Below are 26,810 nucleotides of genomic sequence, written 5' to 3'. Positions count from 1 at the left end.
CGGTCAGTCCTGTGGAAGCTCGAGCTGTAGCGGCTCGCCCTTCACCAGATGCATGATGCCTGGCTTCATCGCCTTCGCAACTTCGCTGATGAGCGGCACAACTACCGAGTTGCCGAACTGCTTGTAAGCCCGAGTGTCCGATACGGGGATGCGGAACGTGTCCGGGTAGCCCATCAGTCTAGCGCACTCGCGTGGTGTCAGACGTCGCGGGTTCCTCATGCCGCCGCGCGAGATCAGGATCTCCGACCCGTCCTTATAGTACCGGGCGGACAGCGTCCGGCTAGTGTCCTTCGGGCCGACGACGCTGCAGCCGAAACCGTTGCCCGCCTGCCGGTGCTTCTCTGCATAGCCTTGCAGATACTGCCACAGGCGATCTGTCAGCACGTACTTCTTCTGCACCTTGCCGTCGGCGAGGATGAACCGGCGGTCGTCGTCTTCACCCTCCTCCTCGGTCCCGTCCTCGCGATGAAGGATCGAGGCGAGCTTAGGGCCGTCCGCCACGGCCGGCATCTTCGCCAGCACCTTCTCCCAGTCGAAGCCCACGTCCTTCTGGAAGCCGACCAGCAGGATGCGCTGCCGGTGCTGCGGAACGAAGCGGCGGCCGTCCACCACCATCGGCCGGACCACATAGCCGAGCTGCCGCTCCAGCACATCCATGATTACCTTGAAGGTGTTGCCTCTGTCATGGCTGACGAGGTTCTTCACATTCTCGAGCAGGAAGGCCTTAGGCATACGCGTCGCGATGATGCGCTGGACGTCGAAGAACAGCGTGCCTTGGGTAGTGCATTCGAAGCCGTGCGGCCGACCGAGTGCGTTCTTCTTCGAGACACCGGCCAAGCTGAAGGGCTGACACGGAAAGCCGGCAAGCAAGACATCGTGGTCGGGGATGTCGTCGGCGTCAACCTTCGTGATGTCTCCGGCGATCTCGTGCTCCTCGCCGAAGTTTTCGATGTAGGTCTTCTGCGCGTATTTGTCCCACTCGCTTGTAAAGACGCAACGGCCGCCCGCCGCCTCGAAGCCGAGCCGGATCCCGCCGATACCCGCGAACAGGTCGATGAACGTGAAGTCCGCATCCTGATCGTCGCGGACAACCGCGCGGTTGGCGATCGCGCGTTCCAGAGCCGGAACAAGCTCCGGCGGCACGGCCTGCGATTTCTCCCAACGGCTGATCTGCTTGCTGGACCTGCGAATCAGATCGCCGAGCTCTTTCTGGGTATAGAGCTCACGCGCTTTCGCCAAAACCTCAAAGCCCGTCTTGGAGAGATGTTCGGTCATGCAGGCTTCGCTTTCGGATGGGGAATCTAGTCGGACTTAGTGTCCGCTCAACGTCCCAGCGTCAAGCTATTTGCGACGAGATTGCTGCGTTTTGTTCTATCTCCGTTCTGCTTCTGATCAAAGCGCCCCGCAGCAAATCAGAAGGTGTACAACATGCCATTGAACTGTGGCGCGCCATCTACGACACTCGCTCACCAAGGCACGAGTGGACCCTGCCCCCTTTGATCGGGCCGAGCGTTTCGGTCCAGTGCACTACCGCCAAGTGGTCGACGCCGCGCATCACGCGCGCGTAACGCTGGTCCAGTCCGGGGCATATGACCGGATCATATCATGCGCCGTTAGACGCGCCCGCCGGTGCCGGACCAGCCCCGGCGCTCCTGCCCTCAATAGCAGCCGCGCCAGGCAAGAGGTGCATGATCCGGTCTGTGTTCAGCAGGGGCAGTCCGACAGAGCCGAAGAGCTTGGCGAACGATGACTGCAGTGCTTCAGCAAACGGGGTGTCGAGCGCGGCGACGCGGGTCCATCTGTTGCCGATATCGTCATAGGCGATCGCCTCCGTCTGCATTAGATCGCAGTATAGATCCGGCACGTCTAGAAAACCGGGGAGGAAGCAGTACCGCTCTTCGGGAAGGCCGACATCGCGCGCCGGGATCGCACTGCGCGACCGCAATTTGGAGCCGGGATTTCCACCCCATTGCTTGTCCGCGAGCAGTGTCGTGGCCTTCACCGTTTTCAGCGTAAGCAGGAAGTCTGCTTTGGGCCTGTCCTTGTTTGGCTGCACTACAAGATGGCAATGCGGTGTGAGGACTACGCAGAACGCGTCGGTCTCGTTATTGCGCAAAATCTCGCCCAGCCGCATGTGCGAACCGATCGGCGGCATAATGTAATAGTCGCAGGGGTCGGCATTTTGCCTTTCCTGCAACTCTCCGTCTTGGTCGGTCAGTCGCGCAAGCTGGAACGCCGCGCGACGGCGTACCACCCGCTCCAGCGCGGCCTCATCGAACCCGTTCGGATCGGCCCGCAGCTGCGCCCAGTTCTTCTCAAGGAAACCCCACAGATAGGATCCGGCGTACCGATCCAGTTCCTCGTGCAATCTGCGGCTGATTCCCGGGATGCCGGTCGCGATCAGGGCGACCAGCGTTTCCTCGAGCGCGTCGGTGAAACGCGCTGAACCCTTGTCCAGCGTCGCTACGAAGGGATGGCCGCCAAATTCCTCGGGAAGCTGACCATCCGTGAACAGGATGACCGGACATGCGCGCAGTCCCCTGATCTGCGCCAGCAACGCGCGGGCCTTGACGTCAGCATCTCCGGGTTTCTTGTGCTTCGTTTCCCGGGCAACATAGATATCGGAAATTAAGATATCGTACCGATACCTCGCCAGCAGAGTGACCGCATGGTCGAAATCTGTCTCGTACTGGTAGGACAGCGGAATGTCGCCGGCAGTCTCCGGCAGAAGGGCCTTCAGCTGGCGCATTACCTCCGGATCATCGTCAACGACGAGAATATCAAGACCGCTCAACGTCCCACCCCTTTTTCGAACCGAGCCTCGAAACATGCCCCCGGCAACGGCCCGTCGTCGCGATAGATGATACGACCATAAGGCTCCGTGACAAGCCGCGCGATGTACAAACCAAGCCCGATCCCGTTGGTTTTCTGCGAGAAGTACGGCTCGAAAATCAGTTCGCGGTCGGCTTCCGATACCCCCTTCCCGTTGTCGGAAACACGGACCACAAACCCGTCCGGGATCGGCTCGACGTGGACGATGATCCTTCCGGCATCCTTGCCATCGCCGCCGTTTGCCGCCGTCCAGTAGGTGGCGTTGTCGACGAGATTGGCCACGACCTGCGACAGCACGGCTTGCGGCATCCGTACCTGCAACGGTTCATCAGGGAGCTGGAACTCGACCGAGATGCCGTGCTTTGCGAGGATTGCGTCATGGAGACCGACGGTCGAGCGGACCTCGGCAACCACATTGAACTTCGTCGCGCGTTGCCTGCGTGAGCCGGACTGGGGATCGAGCCGCTGACGCAAGGCTTGGATCTGGTCGAGCCATGTCCGCATCGCATCGAAATTCTCGCCCACCCAATCACGAAAGAAGGTCCCGTTCTTCTTCTCGAGGATCTTTTCCGTGATGGTGAGTTCGCGGGAAATCTTGCCGACGGGGGCACCAATCTCATGGATGACGATGTCTATCATGTGTCCCAGGCCGGCCGACATCAGCAGGCGTGACAGCACATCCTGCACCCGCTCGACACCCTCGTCGACCTTGCGTGCGGCGTCTTGGACTATTCGCGTGACCGGGTGATTTGCACCCAGCTGCTTGACGACCTCGGCAACCGACGACTGTAGATCGAACGTCTCGAACAGCTGGTCCTGTGATTTTGGCTCGTCGCGGCGCGGCCGGGCACGGTAGCGCTGCTCCTCGAGGAGTACCAGCACGCGTTTGAACCATTCCTCCAGTTCCGCGTGCGCGGGGTTGCGAATCATTCCCTCGCGCGTACTTCGGTCTTGAAGCTCCGGATTGAGGTCCCGCGAGATGCGGATCGCGGCGATCAGCTGGTTGTTGGCAAGATTGCGCACAGGATTCTGCCGGCTGCGCAGATCAAGGTTCAGCCAGTCGTTACCGCTCTCGCCGTAGGGGTGGACGCGGAATCCGTCACGGTAGATGCTGACGCCGCTGTAGAGGTTCAGCGTCTGGCGGATCTGCGCGACCGTCATGTTCTCGCGGACCGCGATCGGATCGAGGCCTTCGCGGTCGCGGTCCCATGCCCGCACCTCGACCTCGAATGGGCCGCAGCCGGGCCGGTCTCCCCTCGCCAAATCGCGCGTGACCGGCGTCTCGGCACCGTCAATGACGATCGTTCCCGCAAAGGTACCGTTGCTGTCAAGCGCGCCGCGCAGGAGATAGCGCGGCTTGAGTACAACCTGAGGCGGCTGAACGCGGCCCGACAATTCCGGCGCAGCAGGAATTTCCAGCAGGATATCGAAATCATCGACATCGTCAAAGGGTGAGATCAGTCGGCTCAGCCGGGCATGAAGACGCTGGTATCCGTTGCTGTCCCATGCTCCGGGCTTGAGACCCTCGATTTGCAGAGACGTCCCCTGCGAGCTATCAGGCTTCGCGACGACCTCATATTCGACCTTAATGTCCTCAAGATAGCTATCATCGTCAAAGCGACCCCACTCGAGCAGCACGCTCACCTGCCGGTCCTGATCGACGGCCTTCGTCTCCATCAGCAGTGTGCTGCCGAGACGAGCGGATGCAAACCTGCCAATGCCCTTCGCACCTTGGTACGGGCGCCCGCCCGGCGAACGATCCATGCGCTTCTTGAGGACCGTACCGGGTTCCAGCCAAGCGTTAAGAACGGTGCCCAGCGTCATGCCAATGCCGTCATCCTCGATCAAAATCGAGGTCGGGGCCGCTACATCGGCTCCGCTGAAGCGGACCTCGACGCGGGACGCATCGGCATCGAAAGCATTCTTCACTAGCTCCACCAGCGCTACAGGCTCATCGCTGATCAGCTCCTCACCGATCAGAGAGATGAGGCGTGCGCGAGGCCGGATGCTGGCAACGCCCGAATCAGCAATTGGCAGGTTCTCAGTCATTACCCCTCCACCGCCGATCTTGGCATCTGCAGTCGCGCTTTCCAAGCAGATCGGCGTCCCAAATATTCCGTCTCACAAGAGGTTGGCAGACCCTTCGAGGTCAAAATAGCTGGCCATGTCTTGGATGCGTCAAGTAGACCTTCTTGCCGAAAAGGCGTCAGCCGCCGTCTGGGGGCGCAGGCCTTACACGGCGAGGCGGCGCGATGACTCGGTTCAGGCCGAGGCCGGTCCAGGTTCGCGAAACAGCGTGACGAGCGTCCGGATGTCGTCGATATACTGATGAACGGACCGGACGAGAAATTCTGGAAACCGTTCGCCCTCAAGCCGCTGACTGAGCGGTACCGGGCGCACGAACAGCCAGTTCTCGGCTACGCCGAACCAGTTTGAGGGAACCCGGTCGAGCGATGCGGTAATGGCCCGCGCGTCAGAGCCAACCGCGATGAACGCCTGCTCATGAGGTCCAACTTTTCCGTCCAATTCCCTGAAATGATCGAACAGCGGCGGGAAATACAGCCCGTATCCGAGATAGACCTCCGTCGTGCCTTGGAAGAACGTCCAGCCCCATACACGGCTCGATACGGCATCGTTGTCACTGCCTTTACGGCGGCCGTTCAGCTCGGTCGGGAGGCGATGCACAAGCTCCGACGACACTTCTGCGAACATCGAAGCTGTATCGCGCAATCGCTCCATAGAGAGGTTCAGTGCCGAAATGTCGGTCGAACTCAGATCGGTGGCTGCCATGTTTTTATCCTCAAGAAATTTGCAGAGTTCGATCGCAACAAAACGCCATCCGGCGTCACTTTCATCATATCGGCGAATGAGCGAGCCAATCCGTCCGGCAAGCGAGCGCCAGCTGCTCTGGTGCGGCACGGAGCCAAATGTAGGTTCACCTCCGGGAGCAAAGTTTGGCGGAGCGAGGGAGCGATGTGTCAGCAACGTGATTACGCCGGGCCAGCTGTCCGGCTTGGTCGCACTTCCTGCAAGCCACTGACCGTAGGTCGCGAGCTGGTGATCATATTGCGCGTCGGTCTCGTTGAGTTCGGTCGACGGGACGAGCCTGCGCCGATGATACTGGAAGGCCGCGCCGACCTTGCTTTCCACCGCGATTACCGGCTTGCCGCCTGAAAAGATAACAAGGTCGATGGAGCGACCTTGTTCAATCGACATTTGTGAGCGCGCGTTGATAGTTTGACCCCGCGTGATCTCGCGAAAATTAGAACGAAGGAATTGCGGCAGGAACGCTTCGCAGATGAGTTCGGTCTGGATCGAATGTGGTGCGCGGGAAATCAGCTCGGAGAGAACTTCAGTCAAGAAATCCTCAGTCGGAGTCTTTGCGGCAGAAGTCCTGTATCTGAACAGCCGTGTAAAGAATGGCGTTGAGATCATTATTCAACATCCGGCTGTACGTGCCCCGTAGACCAAGGCCAACGATCACGATAATCTGAATATCTCGTCTCGCTACGAAATCGGAAGTCGCAGCGTTGTAATTGAGGTGCAGAGCATTAAAAAAATAGTCGCTGCCATGAAGTTTCGCCCTCGCCATATGGTTGGCGAATGCATTCTTTGGAGTTTGAATGATCGTTGGGGGGGCTAATTGCCTAAGCAACTCTAGGTCATCGCCATCTAAAAGATTTTTATCGAATCATCACCCATCGGGGTCATTTTTGGTAAATGTCCTATGAAACCCGACAATGGTGCCTCGATCGATGCGAAGGCGGTCTATTGGCGTGATCATGCCGAAACGGTCGACCCGAATTCGGGTTGGTCGCCGAAGATCGTAGGGCGCACCCATAAACTCGTCGTGGATTTCGAGCGAATACGGTGGAGACGAACATTCAATTCCCCGGCTGGGTGTTTCAGCTCTCTAGCGACGTGCTATCCAATCTTCCTTGTCTCGCGGGCTAGACCGGCGCATGATCCACGGCAAGCAAAGACCGTTTGAAGACCGCAGGTTGGGGAGCAAGGTCCCCGCGTGAATCGGCGGTAGCTCACGGGTGCGGCGCTGCTCGCTTCAAGCGAGCGAAGCTGGGGCACATAGTAGCCAACCGGCGGCTGTGAACGAACTACCGCTAATCCCAACGGCGCGCTCAATAGCGGGCAGGCCGATGCCCATCACTTTAGGCTGCGGCTGGTGCGGCCGGCGCTGAGTACGCAACAGTAGGCTATCATGACAGCATACGGGGTTCGTGCATGATTGTGGCGGGGACGTCGTTGCCTGAAGCTGCGCTACTGCCTGTTTGCCAAACGATCGAGTTCCGCAGCATCTAGGTCGGCCTGAGTGGGCCGATGGTTCGATGGCTCGACGGTGCGAGCCGTAGCATCTGGGGACGTCTCGGCCTGCTGCGGCGCCGATTCTAAGCCCTCTTGATCAGTTTTGCTTTCGTCGGGGACGTTCGTGGATGTGCCATTTTCCTCCCAATCGGGTTTAGGATCGCCCTGCGACGGGTCTGAAGAAATGGGATCATTCCATCTCCCTTCGCATACACCCCATGCTAAATTGAGCAGCAAGCTCTGGGTTCCGCCCCGTTCGAAGAACGTGGGCATGGCTGGTGGGAGATGTCCAATGAATCGCACGTAATCTTTGTCTTCTCTATCCTTGACTTTCCCACATATAACCACATCTTTGGGATTTTGGGGATTCGTAGATTTAGTAAGATCGCGAAATTTAGCGTTGTTTGAGACTAGGTTTTGCAAAGACCGACGCGCATCCGGTTCAAGGGGGTCGGGGGAGCATGCAGAGAGGAGCGCCAGCGAGCATGCCAGGCATCCGTAATCGATCTTCATAAAGTTAAGTCCCTGCTAAAATTGCTTGGGTGCTGCCGGGCCCCCTAGCAGGCAATATAATGGGTCGTAAATGCCGTGGCCAGTCCAGCCTATGGACGCTTTTTTAAGGTGTGCGGCAGCGAGTTTCAGGAACATCCTCTGAGCAGGGCATCTTGGTCGGCTTGGGCTGCGCCATTCGCGTCCGGCGTCGAGAACTCGGCCTCTCGCAAGAGGGGTTGGCCCATGCCTGCGGTATCGATCGCTCGCATATGGGCAAGATTGAGCGGGGCGAGCGCAATGTCACCCTGCTCAATATTGAGCGTGTGGCTGTCGTACTGCAGATTTCGCCTTCTAAGCTGCTAGCCGCAGCTGGGTACTGATAGTATGCGCGTCTAACTCAGTACATTATACCAGTTTTGCCACAAGTTGGACAAAGATAATGTCGGGATCTGACTAGCGAAAGGCGGGCTCAATGTAGCCGGATTTAATCTTGGCTGGTATGTCGGTACGGAGACCGCTTTGTAGAAGGAAGCCCGCCAATAAAGCTGACGGTACATTGTGTCGATGGGCATATTCGAGCTCTCGTGCCATTAGCCAACGCTCTTGACGCGAAATCTGCGAGTCGTCTTCATAGACTGACATTAATAATGCGTGAAACACATGGGCAAGTGGTTCGTCTCGGCCAAGAGGCACTGGGCGGATGCTTCTTGCAAGATCTGCTACAGTCCAGCGTTGAGGCGGTACCCGTATCAATTCTCGTCCAAGAATATAAATTTCTCTTCGTAAGAAATTCTTCGCGTTCTCATTTTTTGTGGGCGCAAAACCTTCGTTAACGCCATCGAACTTAAGGCGGCGGTTGTGCTCGTCCCAAATGGCGAGTGTTGCCGCTGCTGCGGTAGCTTTTTTCATCGGCGTCACCGTCCCTACCACATACATTCGCCGATACCCCGCAGAAGTCTTGCCCATCGCTTAGCCATCCTCGCATGCGTTTCAGCCTACGTCATGCTGCGAGCACGACATCTCTGTCCACCAGATTCTAGAATGGCAGCTGCGAACAGCGAAAGGCAATGAAGAGCTGTGGCGCACAGATCGCCCGACCTTGAAGCTCACGCGGCAAGGCCGGTCGTTCATTTAACGGTGTCCCACTTACCGGGCGTCAGCCCCTTTCGACGGCATGTAATGATCCGGAAGCTTCCGCTTCCTGAACTGAGTGGTCGTGTCAAAATGAGGAAGTAAAAATGAAGCAGTTGTTGGCTACTATTCCTGAAGTTTGCAGCATTTTGTCTGTGCAACGTTCCACTATCTACAAACACATTAATTTGGGTCATCTGCGGGTTGCGAAGATTGGTCGTCGTACTCTCATCACTCTCGAGAGCGTTCAGGCTCTAGTGGATGAGGCCACGGCGCCGGAGAAGCGGTGATGGGCAGGCGTAACGTCGGACAGCTGCCCAAACCTCCTCGGCGTTTTCGTCCCAACCTCAAGGTGGGGGCGGGGTTCGAGACGAAAGCGGCGGCAAGGGCGGAAGATAACCAGCGGATTCGGAAGCTAAAAAGCTACTGTGCGAGTCTAGTTGAGAAGGGCAAGCGCGATGAGGTGGACAAGGCCATTACTGGCATCAAGTCGGCTTCCTGCTGTGCCTCAAGCTGCTATATGCGTAAACGCCGTATCCGTTTAGGCGGGCATGTTTGGCTTCAGCATGACCTGGACGGTAGGACCGGAGCAACATTCACGCTTATTCCGAAATGGGGAAAGGTAGATTGCGATAGCTTGGCCTTGGTCGATCCGGTCAAGATGCTCGAGCGGCTCAGGGCTGCTTTTAATAGAGCAGGGGCGGGTCAGGTTGGCGGTTGGTTGATCGTCGGCATCCATGGCGAGCACGATCCGACCAAAGGTGTCTACGTCATCCACTTTCATGGCTACTGTACAGGTGGGATGATTGGAGTCATTGACCGCCTGAGGGGCCAGCCTAGCTTTAAGTCGAAACATCAGAGGAAAGACGGCTCGGACGTCCAGCGAGTCCATCGCAGCAGGGCTCCACTCGACAATCTTCCGCGTCCGTTGACGTACCCATTCCAAGGGTTCTGGCCCGCTAAGGCCTCCTTCGTCGCCCAGAATGAACGATCAAAACGGCAACGCAGGAAACACAGAATTAAGGAGCCAATGCATTCCGAGGTGCTGCTGTGGTTAGCCCGGTGGCGAATCCAAGACTTGGTGCTGCTGCTCGGAATCAGGGTAACGAAGTCGGGTATGGAGCCTTGTGCAAAACGTACAGCTATTTGCGGATAGTGCCCATCGATCACGTGGAGTTACGTGAGCGTGCATGTCTCCATACGTTCGCTGCCGGACTTATACACCCCTGAGACAAGTGTAATGGTCGACAACACTGCGTGCGCATTCCGCCTGCGTAGAAGCGTGGCCTGACGCTCCTACCGTGAATGGATGATGCCATCTGCGCAAGCTCGCCACAGAATCAGGTCTATCGTCGCGGCACGGTATCCTGTTTCTGAGGCGAGCCTTTCGCACAATTCCTGCGCAGTGACGCCTTCCAGCTTGGCTAACCGGTTTAGGTGAACATCCGGCTTGGCTACGTCAACGCCGAGGTTCTTAGCCAAATGAAACTTCGTGATTGGCCCTAGCCAAGGTAGGCGGGCGCAGAATGCGATGACATCGTCTGTCGCCCGGAACTCGCGGATAAGGGATCGCCGCTTCCGCCAGATCTCATCGATGGCAGCCGATTTGCCGGGATGTCCATAAACCGTTTTTGCGGAGCGGCCGGCTCGGAGGGCCGCCATACACCGCTCGAAAATTCCCACGGCGGTACGGTTGCTCATGCCGGAGTTGCATATGACGTAGATTGCTTCGGCCGCCAGCTGTTTGCCGGTGGTAGGGGGCTCGATGTTTTCAGAGACATCGATAGCAGGGGAGTGGCCGGCCTCACGCACTGCTTGTTCGATCCTCTCAAACAGCTCCTTGGAAATTGGGTGCGTCAGCGTGATAGTGGGCGGCTTGCGCGGCATCAGTATTCGGATGCCAGCATGATCGTGAGGACCCTGATCGTGACGCTTTCATCCGCAGGGTCGGGAGAGGCCGCCGTCAAGCTGTGGTCATAATAGTCTATCTTCCACAGCACTCGATGCCCCAGCACCGTAAGTGCGCCGAAATCGTGCTCGCCGTAAGGATCATTCCCGGCCGTAAACTCGTCAAAGGACGCCACTGCGGCGACGATCAACGGTGCCATGCCGTGCAGGCCGCAAATGCCTTCGGTGATGAACAACTCCCCACCTCGCCGCTCGGTTCGCAGCCGATCGTTCAGCGCGCGGATTCTGGATGCACGCTGCGATCGTGTGTCGCAGGCAAAGCTCTCCTGTTCATGGAAATCCATGTTGAAGGTCCTCTCTGATGATGTGGAGGTTAGGTTGGCCGCCTAGATCAGGCGGATCAGCTTCCGTTGAGCGTCACGGTCGCCTTGGATGTACCGTTCGGTGGTGCTGAGTGCCCGATGCCCAGCGAGTTCCTGTACGTCGCGCAGCGATCCTCCGGTCTTGGTGATCGCGCGCGCTGACCGTGTGATGAATGTCCGGCGTCCGGAATGGGAGGAGCAGCCGATAAGGCCAAGTTCGGTGTAGGTTGCCCGGAACCAATTGACCACGCTACGGGCGGTCATATGCCCACCGCGTTCGGACCGGATAACCGGCCCTTCGTTTGGGCGCTTCTGCGAGTTATATAGAGAAGTCAGCGCCGAGCGAAGTTCGGGATGCAGAGGTATGCGCCTTCCGCTTCCGTATTTTGCAATGCCATTGCTGACATCGGCATGCATCGCGATCCGGCCGTTTGTGTTCAACACCATTGTCCAGCTCAGACCGGCGATCTCACAGGCCCTTAGCCCAGCTTTGAAGCTGAGCAGGACCATGGCTATGTTACGCTCCGGATTTCGGTATTGTGAGGCTCGATCCAGCACGCGACGCACGTCGCTTTCCCGGACGACCTTTGCAGCTTGTCGCGCCACATTTGCCCTCCCTTCTGCTCGATCGGTCTAGTCCGACCAAGCAATGCAAAGGTAGCAAAATGGCGGCAGTACGTCCAATTAGGCTGTAAAATCCGCAGTTTAGGATGCTTATGTGGTTTGCTGATTAACTGCAATCTGCCCCTGCGTGGCGCATGCCCGGTCGAGTTCGTCACTCCACCACTGTGCCATCTTCACGCGCTCATCCCAGTGTTCGCCTCTGTGGTAGGCGGCCCTGACCATACTAGAGTCTTGATGAGCTAGCGCGCGTTCGATCGCATCTGCGCTCCATTGGCCGGATTCGTTCAGCAGCGTGCTTGCCATTGAGCGGAACCCATGGGCGGTCATCTCATCGCTCGAGTAGCCAAGCCGTCGCAGCGCTGCGTTGATCGTGTTTTCCGACATAGGCCGAGTGCCGGGATATAACGAGGAGAAGACGTAAGTTTGTCGGCCGCTGAGAGCGCGGCAAGCGATTAAGATCGAACGAGCCTGCCGAGATAGCGGCACACGATGTGGGCGGCCCATCTTCATCTTTTCAGCTGGAATCGTCCAAACTGATTGTTCCAGGTCAAATTCATGCCACTCGGCCCTCCGCAACTCACCAGGCCGGACAAAAACATGCGGCGTCAACTGGAGGGCCAGCTTCGTCAGCGGCTGCCCGTCGTAATTGTTGATGGCACGCATTAACGCGCCGGCGCGAGGCCAGTCAGTAATTGCGCTGTGATGCCTTACCTTGGGCGCAACCAGCGCGCCCCGGAGCAGGGCGGTGGGATCGGACTCCGCCCTCGAGCTCGCAACAGCAAAGCGGAATATTCGACTTGCAAGTGAGCGCATGCGCCGGGCCGTTTCGTAATGCCCGGCGGCTTCCACCTTGCGCAGGGTTTTTAGAAGCTCTGCTGGCTTTATGTCGGCCACTGGTCGGCTGGCGAGGTCGCCTTCCAAGAGGCTGAACAGCCACCGAGCCTTTCCAATGGTCACAGCTGCCCGCCCGTCTCGGCTCATGTGGTCAAGATATTCCCCTGCGATAACGCCGAACGTGTTTCTTGAGCTTTCCTCTTGGGCCTCGACCTTGGCGCGCTTTGCTTCACCAGGATCAATGCCGGTCGCAAGCAGGGATCGAGCGTCATCCCGACGCTGACGCGCTTCTTTCAGCGATACCTCAGGGTAGGAGCCGAAGGAGAGCTTCTTCTCCTTACCGGCAAAACGGTATTTCAGTTTCCACAGTTTGCCCCCCGTGGGGGTCAGGAGCAGGTAAAGCCCCTTCTCGTCAGTCAGCTTCTTTGCCGCAGCACTAGGCTTTGCTGATCGTATCGCCGTGTCCGACAGGGGCATTGGGGGCCTCGCTCGACGTTTAAACCGGCAGGCCCCCAAAGGGGCCCCCGAGAGCCCCCGAATTTGGACGAACGATAGCGAACGCCCCCGGTCGGCTCGAGGCCGTTTTTCGCATTTTTCCGGGGTTTTGTCGACCGTGAACGCACTATGGCGAACAGGGGAATGGTGCCCAGAAGAGGACTCGAACCTCCACGACCTTGCGATCGCCAGCACCTGAAGCTGGTGCGTCTACCAATTCCGCCATCTGGGCACGGGGTAGGCCCGCGCCTTTAGGGGAGGGTTCGAATCCTTGTCAACGGCTTTTTTGCGGGGCAAAGGGGCGCGGCACGATTTTTCGGAAAATAGGGACGGTCATGACGAACAAGCTGGTGACGCTGATCGGCGGCGGGGGTTTTCTGGGCCGCTATGTCGCACGCGAGTTGATGCGCGACGGAACGCGGGTGCGGGTGGCGCAGCGCGATCCGCGCCAGGCCTATTTCCTGCGCACGCAAGGCGGGCTGGGCCAGACTCAGTTCGTCGCGGCCGATATCGCGCGGCCCGACACGGTCGCGCGTGCGGTCGAGGGGGCGGATGCGGTCGTCAATCTGGTCGGTGTGATGGGCGGCAATATGCAGCGCATCCATGTCGATGGCGCACGCGCCGTGGCAGAGGCCGCCCGGGCCGCCGGCGTGACAGCGCTCGCCCATGTCTCGGCGATCGGCGCCGATGCCAACGGCCAGGCCGCCTATGCGCGTTCCAAGGGCGAGGGTGAGACGGCGGTGCGCCAGGCCTTCCCGAACGCCACCATCCTGCGCCCCTCGATCGTCTTCGGGCGCGAGGACCAGTTCGTGAACCGCTTTGCCGGCATGGTGTCGGCGCCGGTCGTGCCGATCCTGCGCGCGGGCGTGAAGTTCCAGCCGGTCTTTGCCGGCGATGTCGGCGAAGCGATCGCCGCCGCGCTGCGCCATCCCGAGGCGCATGGCGGCCGCACCTATGAGCTGGGCGGCCCCGATGTGATCTCGATGGGCGAGCTGGTCCGCTGGATCGCGCAGACCCTGGGTCGCAAGCCGAATTTCATCGAGCTGCCCGACTTTGCCGGTGCGCTGCTCGCGCGGCTGCCGGGCTCGCCGATCAGCTGGGATCAGTGGCTGATGCTGCAGCAGGACAATGTCGCCGCCGCTGGCACGCCGGGCCTGGCCGAACTGGGCGTCACGCCCGAGCCGCTAGCCGCCGTTGCGCCGGAGTATCTGGTCCGTTTCCGCAAGGCGGGCCGCTTCGGACGGCGGACCGAGACGCTGGCGGCCTGAACCGTCCCGCGACAAACGTCTTTGTCGTTTCGCTGAACGCCCCGTCGCCTTATGGCGGCGGGGCTTTTTCTTGGGGACGCATGTGAACGATCTGCTGGCCGCCATCATCCTGGGCATCGTCGAGGGTGTCACCGAATTCCTGCCCGTATCCTCCACTGGGCACCTGATCCTGGCGGGCGCGCTGCTCGGCTATGACGATGCGCGCTGGCAGATGTTCAACATCGTCATCCAGCTCGGCGCGATCCTGGCGGTGGTCGTCCTGTATTGGCGGACCTTCTGGACCGTCATGGTCGGCCTCGCCAAGCGCGATCCGGGTTCGATTCGCTTCGTGCGCAACCTATTGATCGCCTTCATTCCCGCCGCCGTCATCGGCGTCCTGGCCAAGAAGCATATCGAGGCGCTGCTGCTCCAGCCCAAGGTGGTCGCCATCGCGCTGATCGTCGGCGGTATTGCGATCCTGGTCATCGAGCGGCTGGTGAAGCCCGGCACGACGCGCGGCATCGCGGCCGTTCCGGCCAAGACCGCATTGGGGGTCGGTTTCCTTCAGTGTCTGGCGATGATCCCGGGCGTCAGCCGCTCGGGCGCGACGATCCTGGGCGCGCTGACCCTGGGCGTTGAGCGGCGCACGGCGGCGGAGTTTAGCTTCTTCCTGGCGATCCCGACCATGCTGGGCGCGAGCGTGGTCGAGACGGCGGGGCATCTGGACGCAATGCGCGCCGGCAGCAGCATCGGCCCCCTGGAGATCGGGGTCGGCTTCGTCGTGTCCTTCATCGTCGCACTGCTGGTGGTGCGTTGGTTCGTCGGCATCGTCGGCAAACATGGATTTGGGCCATTCGCCTGGTATCGAATCGTCGCCGGAAGCATCGCACTGGCGCTGCTGACGCTGCATTGATGCCAAAGCGGACCTATTTACTTGCGGGTGGGTCGCAATAAGACGGTCCGTCTGCCAGAATTGACATTAAATAGGGAGTGAATGCTGTCGTATATGTCGATTCTCCCGTGACAGCGGGGCGTTCGCGCAATATCCGGCTCTTCGGAGGCGCATATGGCGAACGATTCTATGCTGAAATTCGTGACTCGCGAGCAGGCCTATCCTGCCAAGCGATCTGCATCGGACCGTACGGAGGATTTCCGCGAAATCGCCGAACGCTATGCGCCGCCGGCGGCGGAGGATCAGGCGGGGCGCTGCTCGCAATGCGGCGTGCCCTATTGCTCGGTCCATTGCCCGCTGCACAACCATATCCCCGACTGGCTGCGCCTGACCGCCGAGGGGCGTCTGCGCGAAGCCTATGAGCTGTCCAACGCCACCTCGACCATGCCCGAGATTTGCGGTCGCATCTGTCCGCAGGACCGGCTGTGCGAAGGCAATTGCGTCATCGAGTTTTCCGGCCATGGCGCGGTCACGATCGGCTCGGTCGAGAAGTTCATCACCGACACCGCCTGGGAAGAGGGCTGGGTCGAGCCGCTGGTCCCCGGACCGGAGCGCGGCCAATCGATCGCTGTGATCGGCGCGGGGCCTGCCGGCCTGACCGCCGCAGAATATCTGCGCGTGTCGGGGTATGAGGTCCATGTCTATGACCGGCATGACCGCGCGGGCGGGCTGCTGACTTATGGCATCCCCGGCTTCAAGCTGGAGAAGCCCGTCGTCATGCGCCGAGTCGAGCGACTGAAGGCGGGCGGTATCGTCTTCCACGAAGGGTTCGCGGTCGGCGAGGATGCGACGCTGGAGGAACTGCGCCGTCGTCATGACGCGGTGCTGATCGCGACCGGCGTGTACAAGGCGCGCAATGTCGATGTGGATGGCGCGGCCGCGAACGGCGTGATCGCCGCGCTCGACTATCTGACCGCGTCCAACCGCAAGAGCTTCGGCGACACGGTCGAGGCGTTCGAGAATGGCTCGCTGAACGCCGAGGGCAAGAATGTCGTCGTGATCGGCGGCGGCGACACCGCGATGGATTGTGTCCGCACCGCGATCCGCCAGGGCGCCAAGTCGGTGAAGTGCCTCTATCGCCGCGACCGCGCCAACATGCCGGGCTCGCAGCGCGAAGTCGCCAATGCCGAGGAGGAAGGCGCCGAGTTCGTCTGGCTGTCCGCGCCGCTCGGCTTCGAAGGTGGTGAGACCGTGACGGGCGTCCGCGCCGCCAAGATGCGGCTGGGTGCGCCGGACGCCAGCGGCCGCCGCGCGCCGGAGGCCGAGCCGGGTGCCGACCATCTGCTCGAAGCGGACATGGTCATCAAGGCGCTGGGCTTCGATGCCGAGGATCTGCCGAGCCTGTTCGGCACCGCCGAGCTGGGCGTCAGCCGCTGGGGCACGGTGCTGGTCGATGGCCGCACGCTGATGACCAGCCTGGACGGCGTGTTCGCCGCCGGCGACATCGTGCGCGGGGCGAGCCTTGTGGTGTGGGCGATCCGCGACGGCCGCGACGTGGCCAAGGCGATGCACCAGTGGCTGAAGACGCGGGCGAAGACGGGTGCGCGCGAGAAGGTGGCGGCGTGATGCATGTGCTTGCTTTCGCGGCGTTGCTGTTGGCAGCGCCGGTATCAGGGCAGACTGGTCCGGCTCCGGCGGCGCAGGACGATCCCGATCGGATCGCGGCGGCCGATGCGCTGATGACCAAGATGGGGCTTGAGCGGCAATATGACGCGATCATGGCCCAGATGATCCCATTGGCGACCAGCCAGCTATTCGACGGGCTGGAGCATAACAATCAGGTTCCCACCAAACTGCGTGAAGCCTTGTCCGATCCGACCCGGATGGCGGCGTTCAAGCGTGATTTCGCCGAGCGTTTTGGCAAGGCGTTTCGGGCCCGCTACCCGGAAATGCGCGCCATGACCGATCAGGAATATGCGCGCGCCTTCACCACGGCCGAACTGCGCGATCTCGCCGCCTTTTACGGTACGCCACTGGGTCAGAAGACCCTGTCGGTAATGCCGGAATTGCAACGGCGCCTGTTTCCGATGGGCGTGAAGGTCGGTCGCGAAACCGGCGAAGCGGCCATGAAGGCGACGATCGAACATCTTATCCCCGCCGACCAGCGGCCGGCAGCCTGAAGGGGTGACATCCATGACTTTTGAAACCGAAAAGCAGCGCCTCGCCGAACACGGCATGTACCGCCCCGAGTTCGAGGGCGATGCGTGCGGCGTCGGTATGGTCGCGGCCACCGATGGCCAGCCCTCGCGTCGGGTCGTCCAGTCGGCGATCGACGCGCTGAAGGCCGTGTGGCACCGCGGCGCGGTCGATGCGGACGGCAAGACCGGCGACGGTGCAGGCCTGCATGTCGATCTGCCGCACCGTTTCTTCGACGATGCGATCGCCGCGTCGGGGCACAAGGTCCTGCCCAACCGGCTGGCGGTCGGCATGATCTTCATGCCGCGCACCGATCTGGGCGCGCAGGAAACCTGCCGCACCATCGTCGAGAGCGTCATCATCGAGGCGGGCTACACCATCTATGGCTGGCGCCAGGTGCCGGTCGACGTCTCGGTCATCGGCATGAAGGCGCAGGCGACGCGCCCCGAGATCGAGCAGATCATGATCGCCGGGCCGATGCCCGACGAGGTCGATGCCGCCGAGTTCGAGAAGAACCTGTATCTGATCCGCCGTCGCATCGAAAAGCGCGTGATCGCGGCGCAGATCAGCGGTTTCTACATCTGTTCGCTGTCCTGCCGCTCGATCATCTACAAGGGGCTGTTCCTCGCCGAGAGCCTGTCGGTCTTCTATCCCGACCTGCAGGACCATCGGTTCGAGAGCCGCGTGGCGATCTTCCACCAGCGTTATTCGACCAACACCTTCCCGCAATGGTGGCTGGCGCAGCCCTTCCGCTGCCTGGCGCATAACGGTGAGATCAACACGATCCGCGGCAACAAGAACTGGATGCTCAGCCACGAGATCCGGATGGCCTCGATCGCGTTCGGCGACAATTCGGAGGATATCAAGCCGGTGATCCCGGCGGGCGCGTCCGACACCGCTGCCCTCGACGCGGTGTTCGAGGCGATCTGCCGTTCGGGCCGCGACGCGCCGACCGCCAAGCTGATGCTGGTGCCCGAGGCGTGGCAGAAGGACCTCGACACGCCCAAGGCGCATGCCGAGATGTACCAGTATCTCGCCTCCGTCATGGAGCCGTGGGACGGCCCCGCCGCGCTGGCGATGACCGATGGCCGCTGGGCGGTGGCGGGCATGGACCGCAACGCGCTGCGCCCGCTGCGCTACACGCTGACCGCCGACGGCCTGCTGATCGTGGGTTCGGAAAGCGGCATGGTCGTGGTGCCGGAAGCCACCATCACCGCCAAGGGGCGTCTGGGGCCGGGGCAGATGATCGCCGTCGATCTGGCCGAGGGCAAGCTGTACGACGACCGCGCAATCAAGGACCAGATCGCGGGCGAACAGGACTATGCCGCGATGATCGGCGAGTTCCTGACCATGGACCAGCTGCCCCAGCCGTCCGAGGGCGAAGCGCTGGTGCGGATGCCGCGGGCTGAGATGCTGCGCCGTCAGGTCGCGGCGGGCCAGACCATGGAAGATATGGAGCTGATCCTGTCGCCCATGGCCGAGGGCGGCAAGGAAGCCATCGGCTCGATGGGCGATGACACGCCGCTGGCGGTCATCTCCGACAAGCCGCGTCTCATCAGCCAGTTCTTCCGCCAAAATTTCTCGCAGGTGACGAACCCGCCGATCGACTCGCTTCGCGAACGCTATGTGATGTCGCTCAAGACCCGGTTCGGCAATCTCGCCAACATCCTCGACACCGAGGATCGGCGCGAGCGGGTGCTGGTCCTGCCGTCTCCGGTCCTGACCGGCGCCGACTGGCACCGACTGAAGGCGCATTTCGGCCGTTCGGCGGCGGAGATCGACTGCACCTTCGAGGCCGATGGCGGCCCCGACCGCCTGCGCGCCGCGATCCAGCGCATCCGCAACCAGGCCGAACAGGCGGTGCGCGAAGGGCGCTCCGAGCTGTTCCTGACCGACGAGCATGTCGGCGAGGACCGGGTCGCGATCGCGGGCGTGCTGGCGGCGGCGGCGGTGCACACGCACCTCGTCCGCCGGGGCCTGCGCTCTTACGCGTCGATCAACGTGCGGTCGGCCGAATGCCTCGACACCCATTATTACGCGGTGCTGATCGGCGTCGGCGCGACGACGGTGAACGCCTATCTCGCCGAGGCCGCGATTGTCGACCGTCACCAGCGCGGGCTGTTCGGCGACCTGTCGATCGACCAGTGCCTGGCCAACCATCGCACCGCGATCGAGGATGGCCTGCTCAAGATCATGGCGAAGATGGGGATCGCAGTGATCTCCAGCTATCGTGGCGGCTATAATTTCGAAGCGGTGGGTCTCAGCCGCGCGCTGGTCAACGACCTGTTCCCGGGCATGCCCGCCAAAATCTCGGGCGAGGGGTATAACTCGCTCCATTACTCGGCGATGGTCCGCCACGAAGCGGCCTGGGACCAGCATGTCGCGACGCTGCCGATCGGCGGCTTCTATCGCCAGCGCGACGGCGGTGAGACCCATGCCTATTCGGCGCAGCTGATGCACCTGTTGCAGACGGCGGTCGCGACCGACAGCTATTCGACGTACCTGCAATTCGCGCGCGGCGTCGGCGACCTGCCGCCGGTTTACTTGCGCGACCTGCTCCAGTTCAACTTCCCGAACGAGGGCGTGCCGGTCGATCAGGTCGAGGCGATCACCGAAATCCGCAAGCGTTTCGTGACGCCGGGCATGTCGCTGGGCGCGCTGTCGCCCGAAGCGCATGAGACGCTGGCGATCGCGATGAACCGGATCGGCGCGAAGGCCGTGTCGGGCGAGGGCGGCGAGGACAAGTTGCGCTATCAGCCCTATGACAATGGCGACAACGCCAACTCGACGATCAAGCAGATCGCGTCCGGTCGCTTCGGCGTCACGGCGGAATATCTGAACGCCTGCGACGAGATCGAGATCAAGGTCGCGCAGGGTGCCAAGCCCGGCGAGGGCGGGCAGTTGCCCGGCTTCAAGGTGACCGAGTTCATCGCCAAGCTGCGCCATGCGACGCCGGGTGTGACCCTCATCTCGCCGCCGCCGCACCACGACATCTACTCGATCGAGGATCTCGCGCAGCTCATCTATGACTGCAAGCAGATCAACCCGCGTGCGCGGGTCTGCGTGAAGCTGGTGTCGTCCGCGGGCATCGGCACGGTCGCGGCGGGCGTGGCCAAGGCACATGCCGACGTCATCCTGGTGTCGGGCCATGTCGGCGGCACGGGCGCGTCGCCCCAGACCTCGATCAAATACGCCGGCACGCCCTGGGAAATGGGTCTTTCGGAGGTCAACCAGACGCTGACCCTCAACGGTCTGCGCGGGCGCATCCGCCTGCGTGCCGATGGTGGCCTGAAGACCGGGCGCGACATCGTGATCGCGGCGATCCTGGGTGCGGAGGAGTTCGGCATCGGCACGCTCAGCCTCGTGGCGATGGGCTGCATCATGGTGCGCCAGTGCCATAGCAACACCTGCCCCGTGGGCGTCTGCGTGCAGGACGAGCGGCTTCGCGCCAAGTTCACCGGCACGCCGGAAAAGGTCATCAACCTGATGACCTTCATCGCCGAGGAAGTCCGCGACATTCTGGCGCGCCTGGGCGTGCGCTCGCTGGACGAGGTGATCGGGCGCACCGAGCTGCTGCGCCAGGTCAGCCGTGGAGCCGAGCATCTCGATGATCTCGACCTCAACCCGGTGCTGGCCAAGGTCGATGCGACCGATGCCGAGCGGCGGTTCAGCCTGTCGACCTTCCGCAACGAGGTGCCCGACAGCCTGGACGCGCAGATCATCAAGGATGCGAGTGCCGTCTTCTCGCGCGGCGAGAAGATGCAGCTGACCTATTCGGTGCGCAACACGCACCGCGCGGTCGGCACCCGGCTGTCGTCGGAGATCACGCGCAAGTTCGGCATGAGCAAGCTGGCCGACGGGCATGTCACCGTGCGGCTGCGTGGGAGCGCGGGCCAGTCGCTGGGCGCCTTCCTGTGCAAGGGCGTGACGCTGGAAGTGTTCGGCGACGCCAACGACTATGTCGGCAAGGGCCTGTCGGGCGGCACCATCATCGTGCGCCCGGCGGTCAGCTCGCCGCTGGCCAGCCAGAAGAACACGATCATCGGCAACACCGTCCTTTACGGCGCGACCTCGGGCAAGCTGTTCGCGGCGGGCCAGGCGGGCGAGCGTTTCGCGGTGCGCAACTCGGGCGCGACCGTGGTGGTCGAGGGCTGCGGCGCGAACGGGTGCGAATATATGACCGGCGGCACCGCCGTGGTGCTGGGTGAGGTCGGCGCCAATTTCGGCGCGGGCATGACCGGCGGCATGGCCTTCATCTACGACCCCGAAGAGCGTTTCGCGCGCCGTGCCAACCCCGAGAATATCGTGTGGCAGCGCCTCGCCTCTGCACATTGGGAAGGCGTGCTGCGCGGCCTGATCGAGGAACATGCCGCACGCACCGACAGCAAGTGGTCGAAGGGCCTGCTGGAGGATTGGGACCGGGTGGCCGGGCATTTCTGGCAGGTCTGCCCGAAGGAAATGCTGACCCGCCTGGCGCATCCGCTGGACGACTCTGTCGCGGCGGTGGCGGCGGAGTAAGATTTGACGGAGGGGTGTTCCGGCTGACGGCGACACCCCTTCGTCAACCCTTCGGGCTGCCACCTCCCCTTGTAGGGGGAGGAATAGCCAAAACCTCCGTTGAGCCTGAGCGAAGTCGAAGGCCAAGGGAATCCGGTCGCCTCACGCTTGCGGAGAGCGCCCCGCATGACCTTCGACTTCGCTTAGGCTGAACGGGGCGGGGGATTTTTATTCCTGCAGTCGCCATCATCCTCCTAATCCAAATCACGGAACCGTTGCGGCGACGTGACGGTTGGGGCGCGATGCGAAAAGGGGACGGCAGCATGACCATCGACCGCCAACGGATCGAGCGAGGGGGATTCATCCTTTTCCTCGCGCTTATCACCATCGCGCTGACGGCGGTGATTTCCAGCTTCCTGATCGCGCTGCTCTGGGCGGCGTTGGCGGCGATCCTGTTCCGCTCGCTGTTCCAATGGTTGCTGGCGCAGACCGGCGGCCGGCGCAATCTGGCGGCCGGGCTGACCATGCTGATCATCACCTTCGCCGTGGTGGTGCCGACCCTGCTCATCGGCAGCATGGTCGTCGATCAGGCATCGGGCGTCTATCTGAAGATGCGCAGCGGCCAGATCGATTTCGCCCAATATTTCCAGCAGATTCGCGATGCCCTCCCCACCCGTCTGCGCCAGGCGATGGACAATTCGGGCGTCGGTAGCCTGGAGGGGCTGCAATCGCGCATCTCGCGCACCTTGAGCAGCAGCGTCAGCCAGATCGCCACCCAGGCGCTGTCGATCGGGCGCAATGCCTTTGCCTTCGCGCTGACATTCGGCGTGGGGCTCTATATCGCCTTCTTCCTGATCCGCGATGGCGAGCGTCTCGGTCCCGCCTTCGTCCGCGCGCTGCCGCTGGAGCAGGGCGTCGCCGCACGGCTGGTCGAGACGTTCGTGGCGGTGGTGCGCGCGACGATCAAGGGATCGGTCATCGTCGGGCTGGTGCAGGGCGCACTGGGGGCGATCACCTTCTGGATCGTCGGGTTGCCGGCGGCGCTGCTCTGGGGGGTGCTGATGGCGATCGCGGCGCTGCTGCCCGCGATCGGGCCGGCCATCATCTGGGGGCCGGTTGCCGTCTATCTGCTCGCCACGGGTGCAATCTGGCAGGGGGCGGTGGTCATTGTCTCGGGCGTGCTGGTCATCGGGCTGGCCGACAATATCCTGCGGCCCATCCTGGTCGGTCGCGACACGGGCCTGCCCGACTGGATCGTGCTGCTGACCACGCTGGGCGGCATCGAGGTGCTGGGGCTGAGCGGTATCGTCGTCGGCCCGGTCGTCGCGGCCCTGTTCCTGGCGGGCTGGCGCATCCTGAGCGAGGAGCGCGGCGTCGCGCTTCCCGAGGCGGAGACCGAATAGCGATATCTGGCCCGTTTCAGACCGGGGGCGCACGCAAAGTCGGTTTGCGTGGTTCCAATGCCTTACCTATGGTCCGCGCCCGGGCGGACCGGCCAGGGGGGATCGGGCCGGATGACGGGGTAGGGACATGCGATTGCGATTGGGGGCCTGGGGGATGATGGCCGGGCTTGCCACTATGTTGAGCGGCTGCGGCGAGGGCGGCGAGGTGGCGCGTCAGGCCGGCTCCAACGGGACTTCGATCGAACTGCCCATCCCTGAACCTTCGCCCGGCGCGACGGCACGCAGCGCAGCGAAGCCGCCGGCCCAGCCCGACGCGAGTGCGACGACGATCGGCTTTCCCGAGGGCGGTGCCGAACTCGACCGCGAGGCCAAGGCTGCGCTCGACCGGTTGGCGGCCGATCCGGCGGTACGGCAGGGGCACCTGATCCTGCGCGGCCATTCGGACAGCGACGGCGATGACGCGGGCAATCGGCGCATGTCGCGCCAGCGCGCCGAAGCGGCGCGCGACTATCTGGCGGGCAAGGGGATCGCGTCCGCCAGGATGAAGGTGATCGCCCTTGGCGAGACGCGCCCCATCGCCCCCAATGCCAAGCCCGACGGCACCGACGACAGCGCCGGCCGCGCGCGCAATCGCCGGGTGGAGATAGAACTCGACCGCGCCAACTGATCGCCTTGCGTCGCGGTCCTGCCGATGGAACCGCGTCATTGTTGAACCGCTGGACGGTCAGGCTGAATGGAGAGCGAGGTATCCAGGCAAAAAAAGACCCGCCTCCTTGGGGAGGCGGGCCGTCAGGCGTCTCACATCGGTATGGCGTTTATCCCGCCATGTCTTCCAGCTCGCGACCCCGGGTTTCGTTCACCATCGCGCGGACGAAGAAGAACGACACCGCCGCGAAGAACGCATAGCCGAAATAGGTGATGCTCAGACCCGGCGATACCGCCAGCGTCGGGAAGCTGACCGAGATGGCGGCATTGGCGATCCACTGGGCAAAGCCCGAGACCGCCAGGCCCGATCCGCGAATCTGGTTCGGGAACATCTCGCCCAGCATGACCCACATGACCGGGCCCCAGCTGGCGTTGAAGAAGATGACATAGAGGTTGGCGGCGACCAGCGCGATCACGCCGTTGTTGCCGGGCAGGCTCACCGCGCCGTTCGCGCCGGTGACGGCGGTCGAGAAGGCATAGGCGACGATCGCCAGCGTCACCGCCATGCCCGCCGAGCCGATCAGCAGCAGCGGCTTGCGGCCGATCTTGTCGACGGTCGCGATGGTGAACAGGCAGGCCGCGATCGACAGCACGCCCGACAGGATGTTGGTCTGGAGCGCGTAATCTTCCGAGAAGCCGACCGCTTCCCACAGGGTCGCCCCGTAATAGAAGACGACGTTGATGCCGACGAGCTGCTGGAACACCGCCAGGCCGATACCCGCCCACAGGATGGGGCGGATCTTGCCGGTCGTCTTGTCGATCAGGTCGGACAGCTTGGGCTTGTGGTGATCGGCGGCCAGGCTGGCGCGGATCTCGGCCACCTTCCGGGTCGCCTCGGCCTCGCCGAACAGCTTGGTCAGGACGGTATGCGCGTCGGCATCGCGGCTCTTGGCGACCAGGAAGCGCGGGCTTTCGGGGATGATCGACAGCGCCGCGAAATAGATGGCGGCCGGAATCGCCTGCAGCCAGAACATCCAGCGCCAGGCGGGGAAGCCCAGCCAGAATTCGGCGGTCGAGCCCCCGGCATAGCGGGCGAGCGCGAAGTTAGCGACAAAGGCGCCAGTCAGACCGGTGATGATCATCACCTGCTGCACGCTCGACAGCCGGCCGCGAATCGAGGCGGGGGTCACTTCGGAGATATAGACGGGCGAGATGACGCTGGCCGCGCCGACGCCCAAGCCGCCGATGATGCGAGCCAGGATGAAGATGGCCGAGCTGTTCGCCGCGCCCGCCAGAATGGCGCTGACCAGGAACAGTCCGGCGGCGAGCATCATCACGTTGCGGCGGCCGATCGCATCGGCCAACCGGCCGGCGCCGAACGCACCGATCGCCGAGCCGACCAGGATCGCGCCGACATTGACGCCCACGCCCAGCCGGCCGAGGTCGAAGGCGGCCTCCAGCCCCTTCTGGGTGCCGTTGATGACGCCTGAGTCATAGCCGAACATGAAGCCGCCGATGGTCGCGACGACCACGATCGCGGCGATGAAACCATGATTGACGCGTGCGGCGTCCAATCCTCTCACATTATCGGTCACTCGGGCCCTCTCCTCGTCCGCGCGTGGCGTCTTCGCCTATCCGCACGAGCTCGTCCTGTCACCAGCGCAACATGCGACCGGCGTTCGATGGTAACGCTATCTTAAAACATCGCCGCGTCAAGCGGCTGCGCGGATGCGCCCCTATCATATCCCGCCCGTCATATCTCACGGGGGCGCCGGCGCGGCGCGGCATCCGACTGGCGCCGGATCAGGCTAAAGTCGAGCAGGCGATGCGGCGCGGCCTCGGCATTTTTCTGGCGGATGACGGTTGCCATCATCTCCACCGCCGCACGCGCCATGTCGGCGATCGGCTGGTGGATCGTGGTCAGCTCGGGCCAGATCGTCGTCGACAGCGTGGTGTCGTCGAAACCGCAAACGGTCAGGTCGCTAGGCACGTCGAGCCCGCGGCGATGCGCCACCGCCACCGTCGCCGCCGCCATATCGTCGTTGGAGGCGATGATCGCGGTCGGCGGTTCGGACAGGTCGAGCAGCCGCTCCGCCGCGTCCAGCCCCGAGCGATAGGTATAGAGGCCGGGCGCCACCAGATCCTCGTCGAACGGCACGCTCGCGGCGTCCAGTGCGGCGCGGAACCCCTCATACCGCCGCGCACTGGCAGTCAGATTGGGGTTGCCGCAGATGAAACCGATGCGGCGATGGCCCAAAGTCATGACGTGGCGGGTCATCGCCTCGGCCGCCGCACGGTCGTCGATCCGCACGGCCATGGTCGCCTCGGGCATCTCCTCCGGGGGACGACCGGTCGCGACCACCACCGCAGGCACCCCGGCTTCGCGCAGCAGCGACAGCACCGCCTCCGCCTCGCACAGGGGCGGTGGCAGGATCACCCCGTCGATCCCGCCGGCGATCAGATGGCGCGCCACCTCCACCTCATGGTCGCCGATCTCGCATTTCTCGACCACCATCTGCACGTCCAGCCGTGACGCCTGATCGAGCGTGCCGAGCAGGAACTCGCTGAGGAAGCCTTGGCTGGGATTGCTGTAGAGCATGCCGATGCGGATTTGCGCAGCGCCTGCCAGGCTGCGCGCCGCCGGGTTGGGCGCGTAATTGAGCTGCGCGATCGCCGCTTCCACCTTTTCGCGGGTGACGGGGCGAACATTGGCCTCGTTGTTGATGACGCGCGAGACGGTCATCAACGACACGCCGGCGGCGCGCGCGACATCGCTGATCGTGGGAGCGCTGCTGCCGCGCCGCGTAGTCTTGATGCTCATAACGTTTACGCTTCCACTTTTCGGACCGGATACGCAATGCTCCGCGTCCCTTTTGTGGAGGTGAGCGCACGTCCCCCTGCTTGATTCCGCCATCCCATGCGGTTAAGCGCC

The 26,810-nt window shown here is 62.4% G+C and carries 22 protein-coding genes and 1 tRNA gene; 9 read left to right on the top strand and 14 right to left on the bottom strand.

Translation table 11 applies throughout. The annotated features are described in order from the left end of the window. Positions 1 to 3: 3 nt before the first annotated feature. The 5 genes from dcm to SP6_RS20905 form a co-directional block, all read right to left on the bottom strand. Positions 4 to 1,275 (bottom strand): DNA (cytosine-5-)-methyltransferase, encoded by a 1,272-nt coding sequence (gene dcm, locus SP6_RS08800; protein WP_007406561.1) that lies wholly within the window; start codon positions 1,273 to 1,275, stop codon positions 4 to 6. Between the two features lie 328 nt (positions 1,276 to 1,603). Then, positions 1,604 to 2,794, bottom strand: a complete 1,191-nt coding sequence (locus SP6_RS08795) for a response regulator (protein ID WP_037569765.1) — start codon at positions 2,792 to 2,794, stop codon at positions 1,604 to 1,606. Continuing rightward, the gene (locus SP6_RS08790; RefSeq protein ID WP_007406555.1) at positions 2,791 to 4,881 is read right to left on the bottom strand and encodes a sensor histidine kinase; all 2,091 of its coding nucleotides are present in this window, start codon (positions 4,879 to 4,881) and stop codon (positions 2,791 to 2,793) included. Before SP6_RS08790 ends, SP6_RS08795 begins: the two co-directional genes overlap by 4 nt. 213 nt (positions 4,882 to 5,094) lie before the next feature. Continuing rightward, positions 5,095 to 6,192, bottom strand: a complete 1,098-nt coding sequence (locus SP6_RS20055) for a hypothetical protein (protein ID WP_128130678.1) — start codon at positions 6,190 to 6,192, stop codon at positions 5,095 to 5,097. Positions 6,193 to 7,107: 915 nt separating this feature from the next. Continuing rightward, positions 7,108 to 7,665 carry a hypothetical protein gene (locus tag SP6_RS20905; protein ID WP_128130677.1) on the bottom strand — a complete coding sequence of 186 codons (558 nt, stop codon included), beginning with the start codon at positions 7,663 to 7,665 and terminating at the stop codon, positions 7,108 to 7,110. 110 nt (positions 7,666 to 7,775) lie between these two features. Between SP6_RS20905 and SP6_RS20370 the strand changes: the two genes are divergently transcribed. Then, positions 7,776 to 8,024, top strand: coding sequence for a helix-turn-helix domain-containing protein (locus SP6_RS20370; protein WP_037569760.1), 249 nt, complete (start codon positions 7,776 to 7,778; stop codon positions 8,022 to 8,024). A 73-nt stretch (positions 8,025 to 8,097) separates the two neighbouring features. Here the strand turns inward: SP6_RS20370 and SP6_RS20900 are convergent, their stop codons facing one another. Next, positions 8,098 to 8,610, bottom strand: a complete 513-nt coding sequence (locus SP6_RS20900; RefSeq protein ID WP_128130676.1) for a hypothetical protein — start codon at positions 8,608 to 8,610, stop codon at positions 8,098 to 8,100. Between the two features lie 272 nt (positions 8,611 to 8,882). Here SP6_RS20900 and SP6_RS20365 point away from each other — a divergent pair, with 272 nt between their 5' ends. After that, complete coding sequence (locus tag SP6_RS20365; RefSeq protein ID WP_037569757.1) at positions 8,883 to 9,065, top strand: helix-turn-helix domain-containing protein; 183 nt, start codon at positions 8,883 to 8,885, stop codon at positions 9,063 to 9,065. Positions 9,066 to 9,316: 251 nt separating this feature from the next. Here the strand turns inward: SP6_RS20365 and SP6_RS08765 are convergent, their stop codons facing one another. From SP6_RS08765 to SP6_RS08740, 6 genes are all read right to left on the bottom strand, one after another. Beyond that, the gene (locus SP6_RS08765; protein ID WP_037569754.1) at positions 9,317 to 9,667 is read right to left on the bottom strand and encodes a hypothetical protein; all 351 of its coding nucleotides are present in this window, start codon (positions 9,665 to 9,667) and stop codon (positions 9,317 to 9,319) included. A gap of 404 nt (positions 9,668 to 10,071) precedes the next feature. Continuing rightward, complete coding sequence (locus tag SP6_RS08760) at positions 10,072 to 10,662, bottom strand: hypothetical protein (protein ID WP_037569752.1); 591 nt, start codon at positions 10,660 to 10,662, stop codon at positions 10,072 to 10,074. Next, on the bottom strand, positions 10,662 to 11,027 hold the full coding sequence (locus SP6_RS08755) for a DUF3768 domain-containing protein (RefSeq protein WP_007406540.1): 366 nt from the start codon (positions 11,025 to 11,027) through the stop codon (positions 10,662 to 10,664). Before SP6_RS08755 ends, SP6_RS08760 begins: the two co-directional genes overlap by 1 nt. Positions 11,028 to 11,069: 42 nt before the next feature. After that, positions 11,070 to 11,651 (bottom strand): tyrosine-type recombinase/integrase, encoded by a 582-nt coding sequence (locus SP6_RS20360; RefSeq protein WP_037569750.1) that lies wholly within the window; start codon positions 11,649 to 11,651, stop codon positions 11,070 to 11,072. 108 nt (positions 11,652 to 11,759) lie between these two features. Next, entirely contained in the window at positions 11,760 to 12,980 is a 1,221-nt protein-coding gene (locus SP6_RS08745; protein WP_037569746.1) for a tyrosine-type recombinase/integrase, read from the bottom strand. Positions 12,981 to 13,143: 163 nt separating this feature from the next. Beyond that, positions 13,144 to 13,230, bottom strand: a tRNA-Leu gene (locus SP6_RS08740). 103 nt (positions 13,231 to 13,333) lie between these two features. Here SP6_RS08740 and SP6_RS08735 point away from each other — a divergent pair. From SP6_RS08735 to SP6_RS08705, 7 genes are all read left to right on the top strand, one after another. Next, the gene (locus SP6_RS08735; protein WP_007406544.1) at positions 13,334 to 14,266 is read left to right on the top strand and encodes a complex I NDUFA9 subunit family protein; all 933 of its coding nucleotides are present in this window, start codon (positions 13,334 to 13,336) and stop codon (positions 14,264 to 14,266) included. An 82-nt stretch (positions 14,267 to 14,348) separates the two neighbouring features. Further along, positions 14,349 to 15,158: an undecaprenyl-diphosphate phosphatase gene (locus SP6_RS08730; RefSeq protein WP_007406550.1), complete on the top strand. Its 810-nt coding sequence runs from the start codon at positions 14,349 to 14,351 to the stop codon at positions 15,156 to 15,158. Between the two features lie 153 nt (positions 15,159 to 15,311). After that, positions 15,312 to 16,763, top strand: a complete 1,452-nt coding sequence (locus tag SP6_RS08725; protein ID WP_037569744.1) for an NAD(P)-dependent oxidoreductase — start codon at positions 15,312 to 15,314, stop codon at positions 16,761 to 16,763. Beyond that, positions 16,763 to 17,317 (top strand): DUF2059 domain-containing protein, encoded by a 555-nt coding sequence (locus tag SP6_RS08720; RefSeq protein ID WP_007406556.1) that lies wholly within the window; start codon positions 16,763 to 16,765, stop codon positions 17,315 to 17,317. The genes SP6_RS08725 and SP6_RS08720 overlap by 1 nt, the downstream gene beginning before the upstream one ends. A gap of 13 nt (positions 17,318 to 17,330) precedes the next feature. Then, positions 17,331 to 21,851 carry a glutamate synthase large subunit gene (gene gltB / locus SP6_RS08715; protein WP_007406558.1) on the top strand — a complete coding sequence of 1,507 codons (4,521 nt, stop codon included), beginning with the start codon at positions 17,331 to 17,333 and terminating at the stop codon, positions 21,849 to 21,851. A 302-nt stretch (positions 21,852 to 22,153) separates the two neighbouring features. Further along, entirely contained in the window at positions 22,154 to 23,233 is a 1,080-nt protein-coding gene (locus SP6_RS08710; RefSeq protein ID WP_007406552.1) for an AI-2E family transporter, read from the top strand. A 127-nt stretch (positions 23,234 to 23,360) separates the two neighbouring features. Continuing rightward, positions 23,361 to 23,900, top strand: a complete 540-nt coding sequence (locus SP6_RS08705) for an OmpA family protein (protein WP_082052462.1) — start codon at positions 23,361 to 23,363, stop codon at positions 23,898 to 23,900. A 148-nt stretch (positions 23,901 to 24,048) separates the two neighbouring features. On the opposite strand, the gene SP6_RS08700 is transcribed toward SP6_RS08705, so the two are convergent. Both SP6_RS08700 and SP6_RS08695 read right to left on the bottom strand, forming a co-directional pair. Further along, positions 24,049 to 25,473: a sugar porter family MFS transporter gene (locus SP6_RS08700; protein WP_007406568.1), complete on the bottom strand. Its 1,425-nt coding sequence runs from the start codon at positions 25,471 to 25,473 to the stop codon at positions 24,049 to 24,051. Positions 25,474 to 25,631: 158 nt separating this feature from the next. Beyond that, positions 25,632 to 26,699: a LacI family DNA-binding transcriptional regulator gene (locus SP6_RS08695; protein WP_007406539.1), complete on the bottom strand. Its 1,068-nt coding sequence runs from the start codon at positions 26,697 to 26,699 to the stop codon at positions 25,632 to 25,634. Between the last annotated feature and the right edge of the window lie 111 nt (positions 26,700 to 26,810).

The sequence above is a fragment of the Sphingomonas paucimobilis NBRC 13935 genome, from assembly GCF_000739895.2.
Taxonomy (GTDB): Bacteria; Pseudomonadota; Alphaproteobacteria; order Sphingomonadales; family Sphingomonadaceae; genus Sphingomonas; species Sphingomonas paucimobilis.
The sequence above is the reverse complement of the archived record's forward strand: the minus strand, read 5'-3'. Positions and strand labels throughout refer to the sequence as shown.

Coding starts and splice junctions, on each gene's coding strand:
- gltB (WP_007406558.1), top strand. CDS start 17,331: ATGACTTTTGAAACCGAAAAGCAGCGCCTCGCCGAACACGGCATGTAC.
- SP6_RS08760 (WP_037569752.1), bottom strand. CDS start 10,662: ATGCCGCGCAAGCCGCCCACTATCACGCTGACGCACCCAATTTCCAAG.
- SP6_RS08725 (WP_037569744.1), top strand. CDS start 15,312: ATGGCGAACGATTCTATGCTGAAATTCGTGACTCGCGAGCAGGCCTAT.
- SP6_RS08710 (WP_007406552.1), top strand. CDS start 22,154: ATGACCATCGACCGCCAACGGATCGAGCGAGGGGGATTCATCCTTTTC.
- SP6_RS08755 (WP_007406540.1), bottom strand. CDS start 11,027: ATGGATTTCCATGAACAGGAGAGCTTTGCCTGCGACACACGATCGCAG.
- dcm (WP_007406561.1), bottom strand. CDS start 1,275: ATGACCGAACATCTCTCCAAGACGGGCTTTGAGGTTTTGGCGAAAGCG.
- SP6_RS20905 (WP_128130677.1), bottom strand. CDS start 7,665: ATGAAGATCGATTACGGATGCCTGGCATGCTCGCTGGCGCTCCTCTCT.
- SP6_RS08720 (WP_007406556.1), top strand. CDS start 16,763: ATGCATGTGCTTGCTTTCGCGGCGTTGCTGTTGGCAGCGCCGGTATCA.
- SP6_RS08790 (WP_007406555.1), bottom strand. CDS start 4,881: ATGACTGAGAACCTGCCAATTGCTGATTCGGGCGTTGCCAGCATCCGG.
- SP6_RS08765 (WP_037569754.1), bottom strand. CDS start 9,667: ATGGACTCGCTGGACGTCCGAGCCGTCTTTCCTCTGATGTTTCGACTT.
- SP6_RS20900 (WP_128130676.1), bottom strand. CDS start 8,610: ATGGGCAAGACTTCTGCGGGGTATCGGCGAATGTATGTGGTAGGGACG.
- SP6_RS08695 (WP_007406539.1), bottom strand. CDS start 26,699: ATGAGCATCAAGACTACGCGGCGCGGCAGCAGCGCTCCCACGATCAGC.
- SP6_RS08705 (WP_082052462.1), top strand. CDS start 23,361: ATGCGATTGCGATTGGGGGCCTGGGGGATGATGGCCGGGCTTGCCACT.
- SP6_RS08735 (WP_007406544.1), top strand. CDS start 13,334: ATGACGAACAAGCTGGTGACGCTGATCGGCGGCGGGGGTTTTCTGGGC.
- SP6_RS08745 (WP_037569746.1), bottom strand. CDS start 12,980: ATGCCCCTGTCGGACACGGCGATACGATCAGCAAAGCCTAGTGCTGCG.
- SP6_RS20365 (WP_037569757.1), top strand. CDS start 8,883: ATGAAGCAGTTGTTGGCTACTATTCCTGAAGTTTGCAGCATTTTGTCT.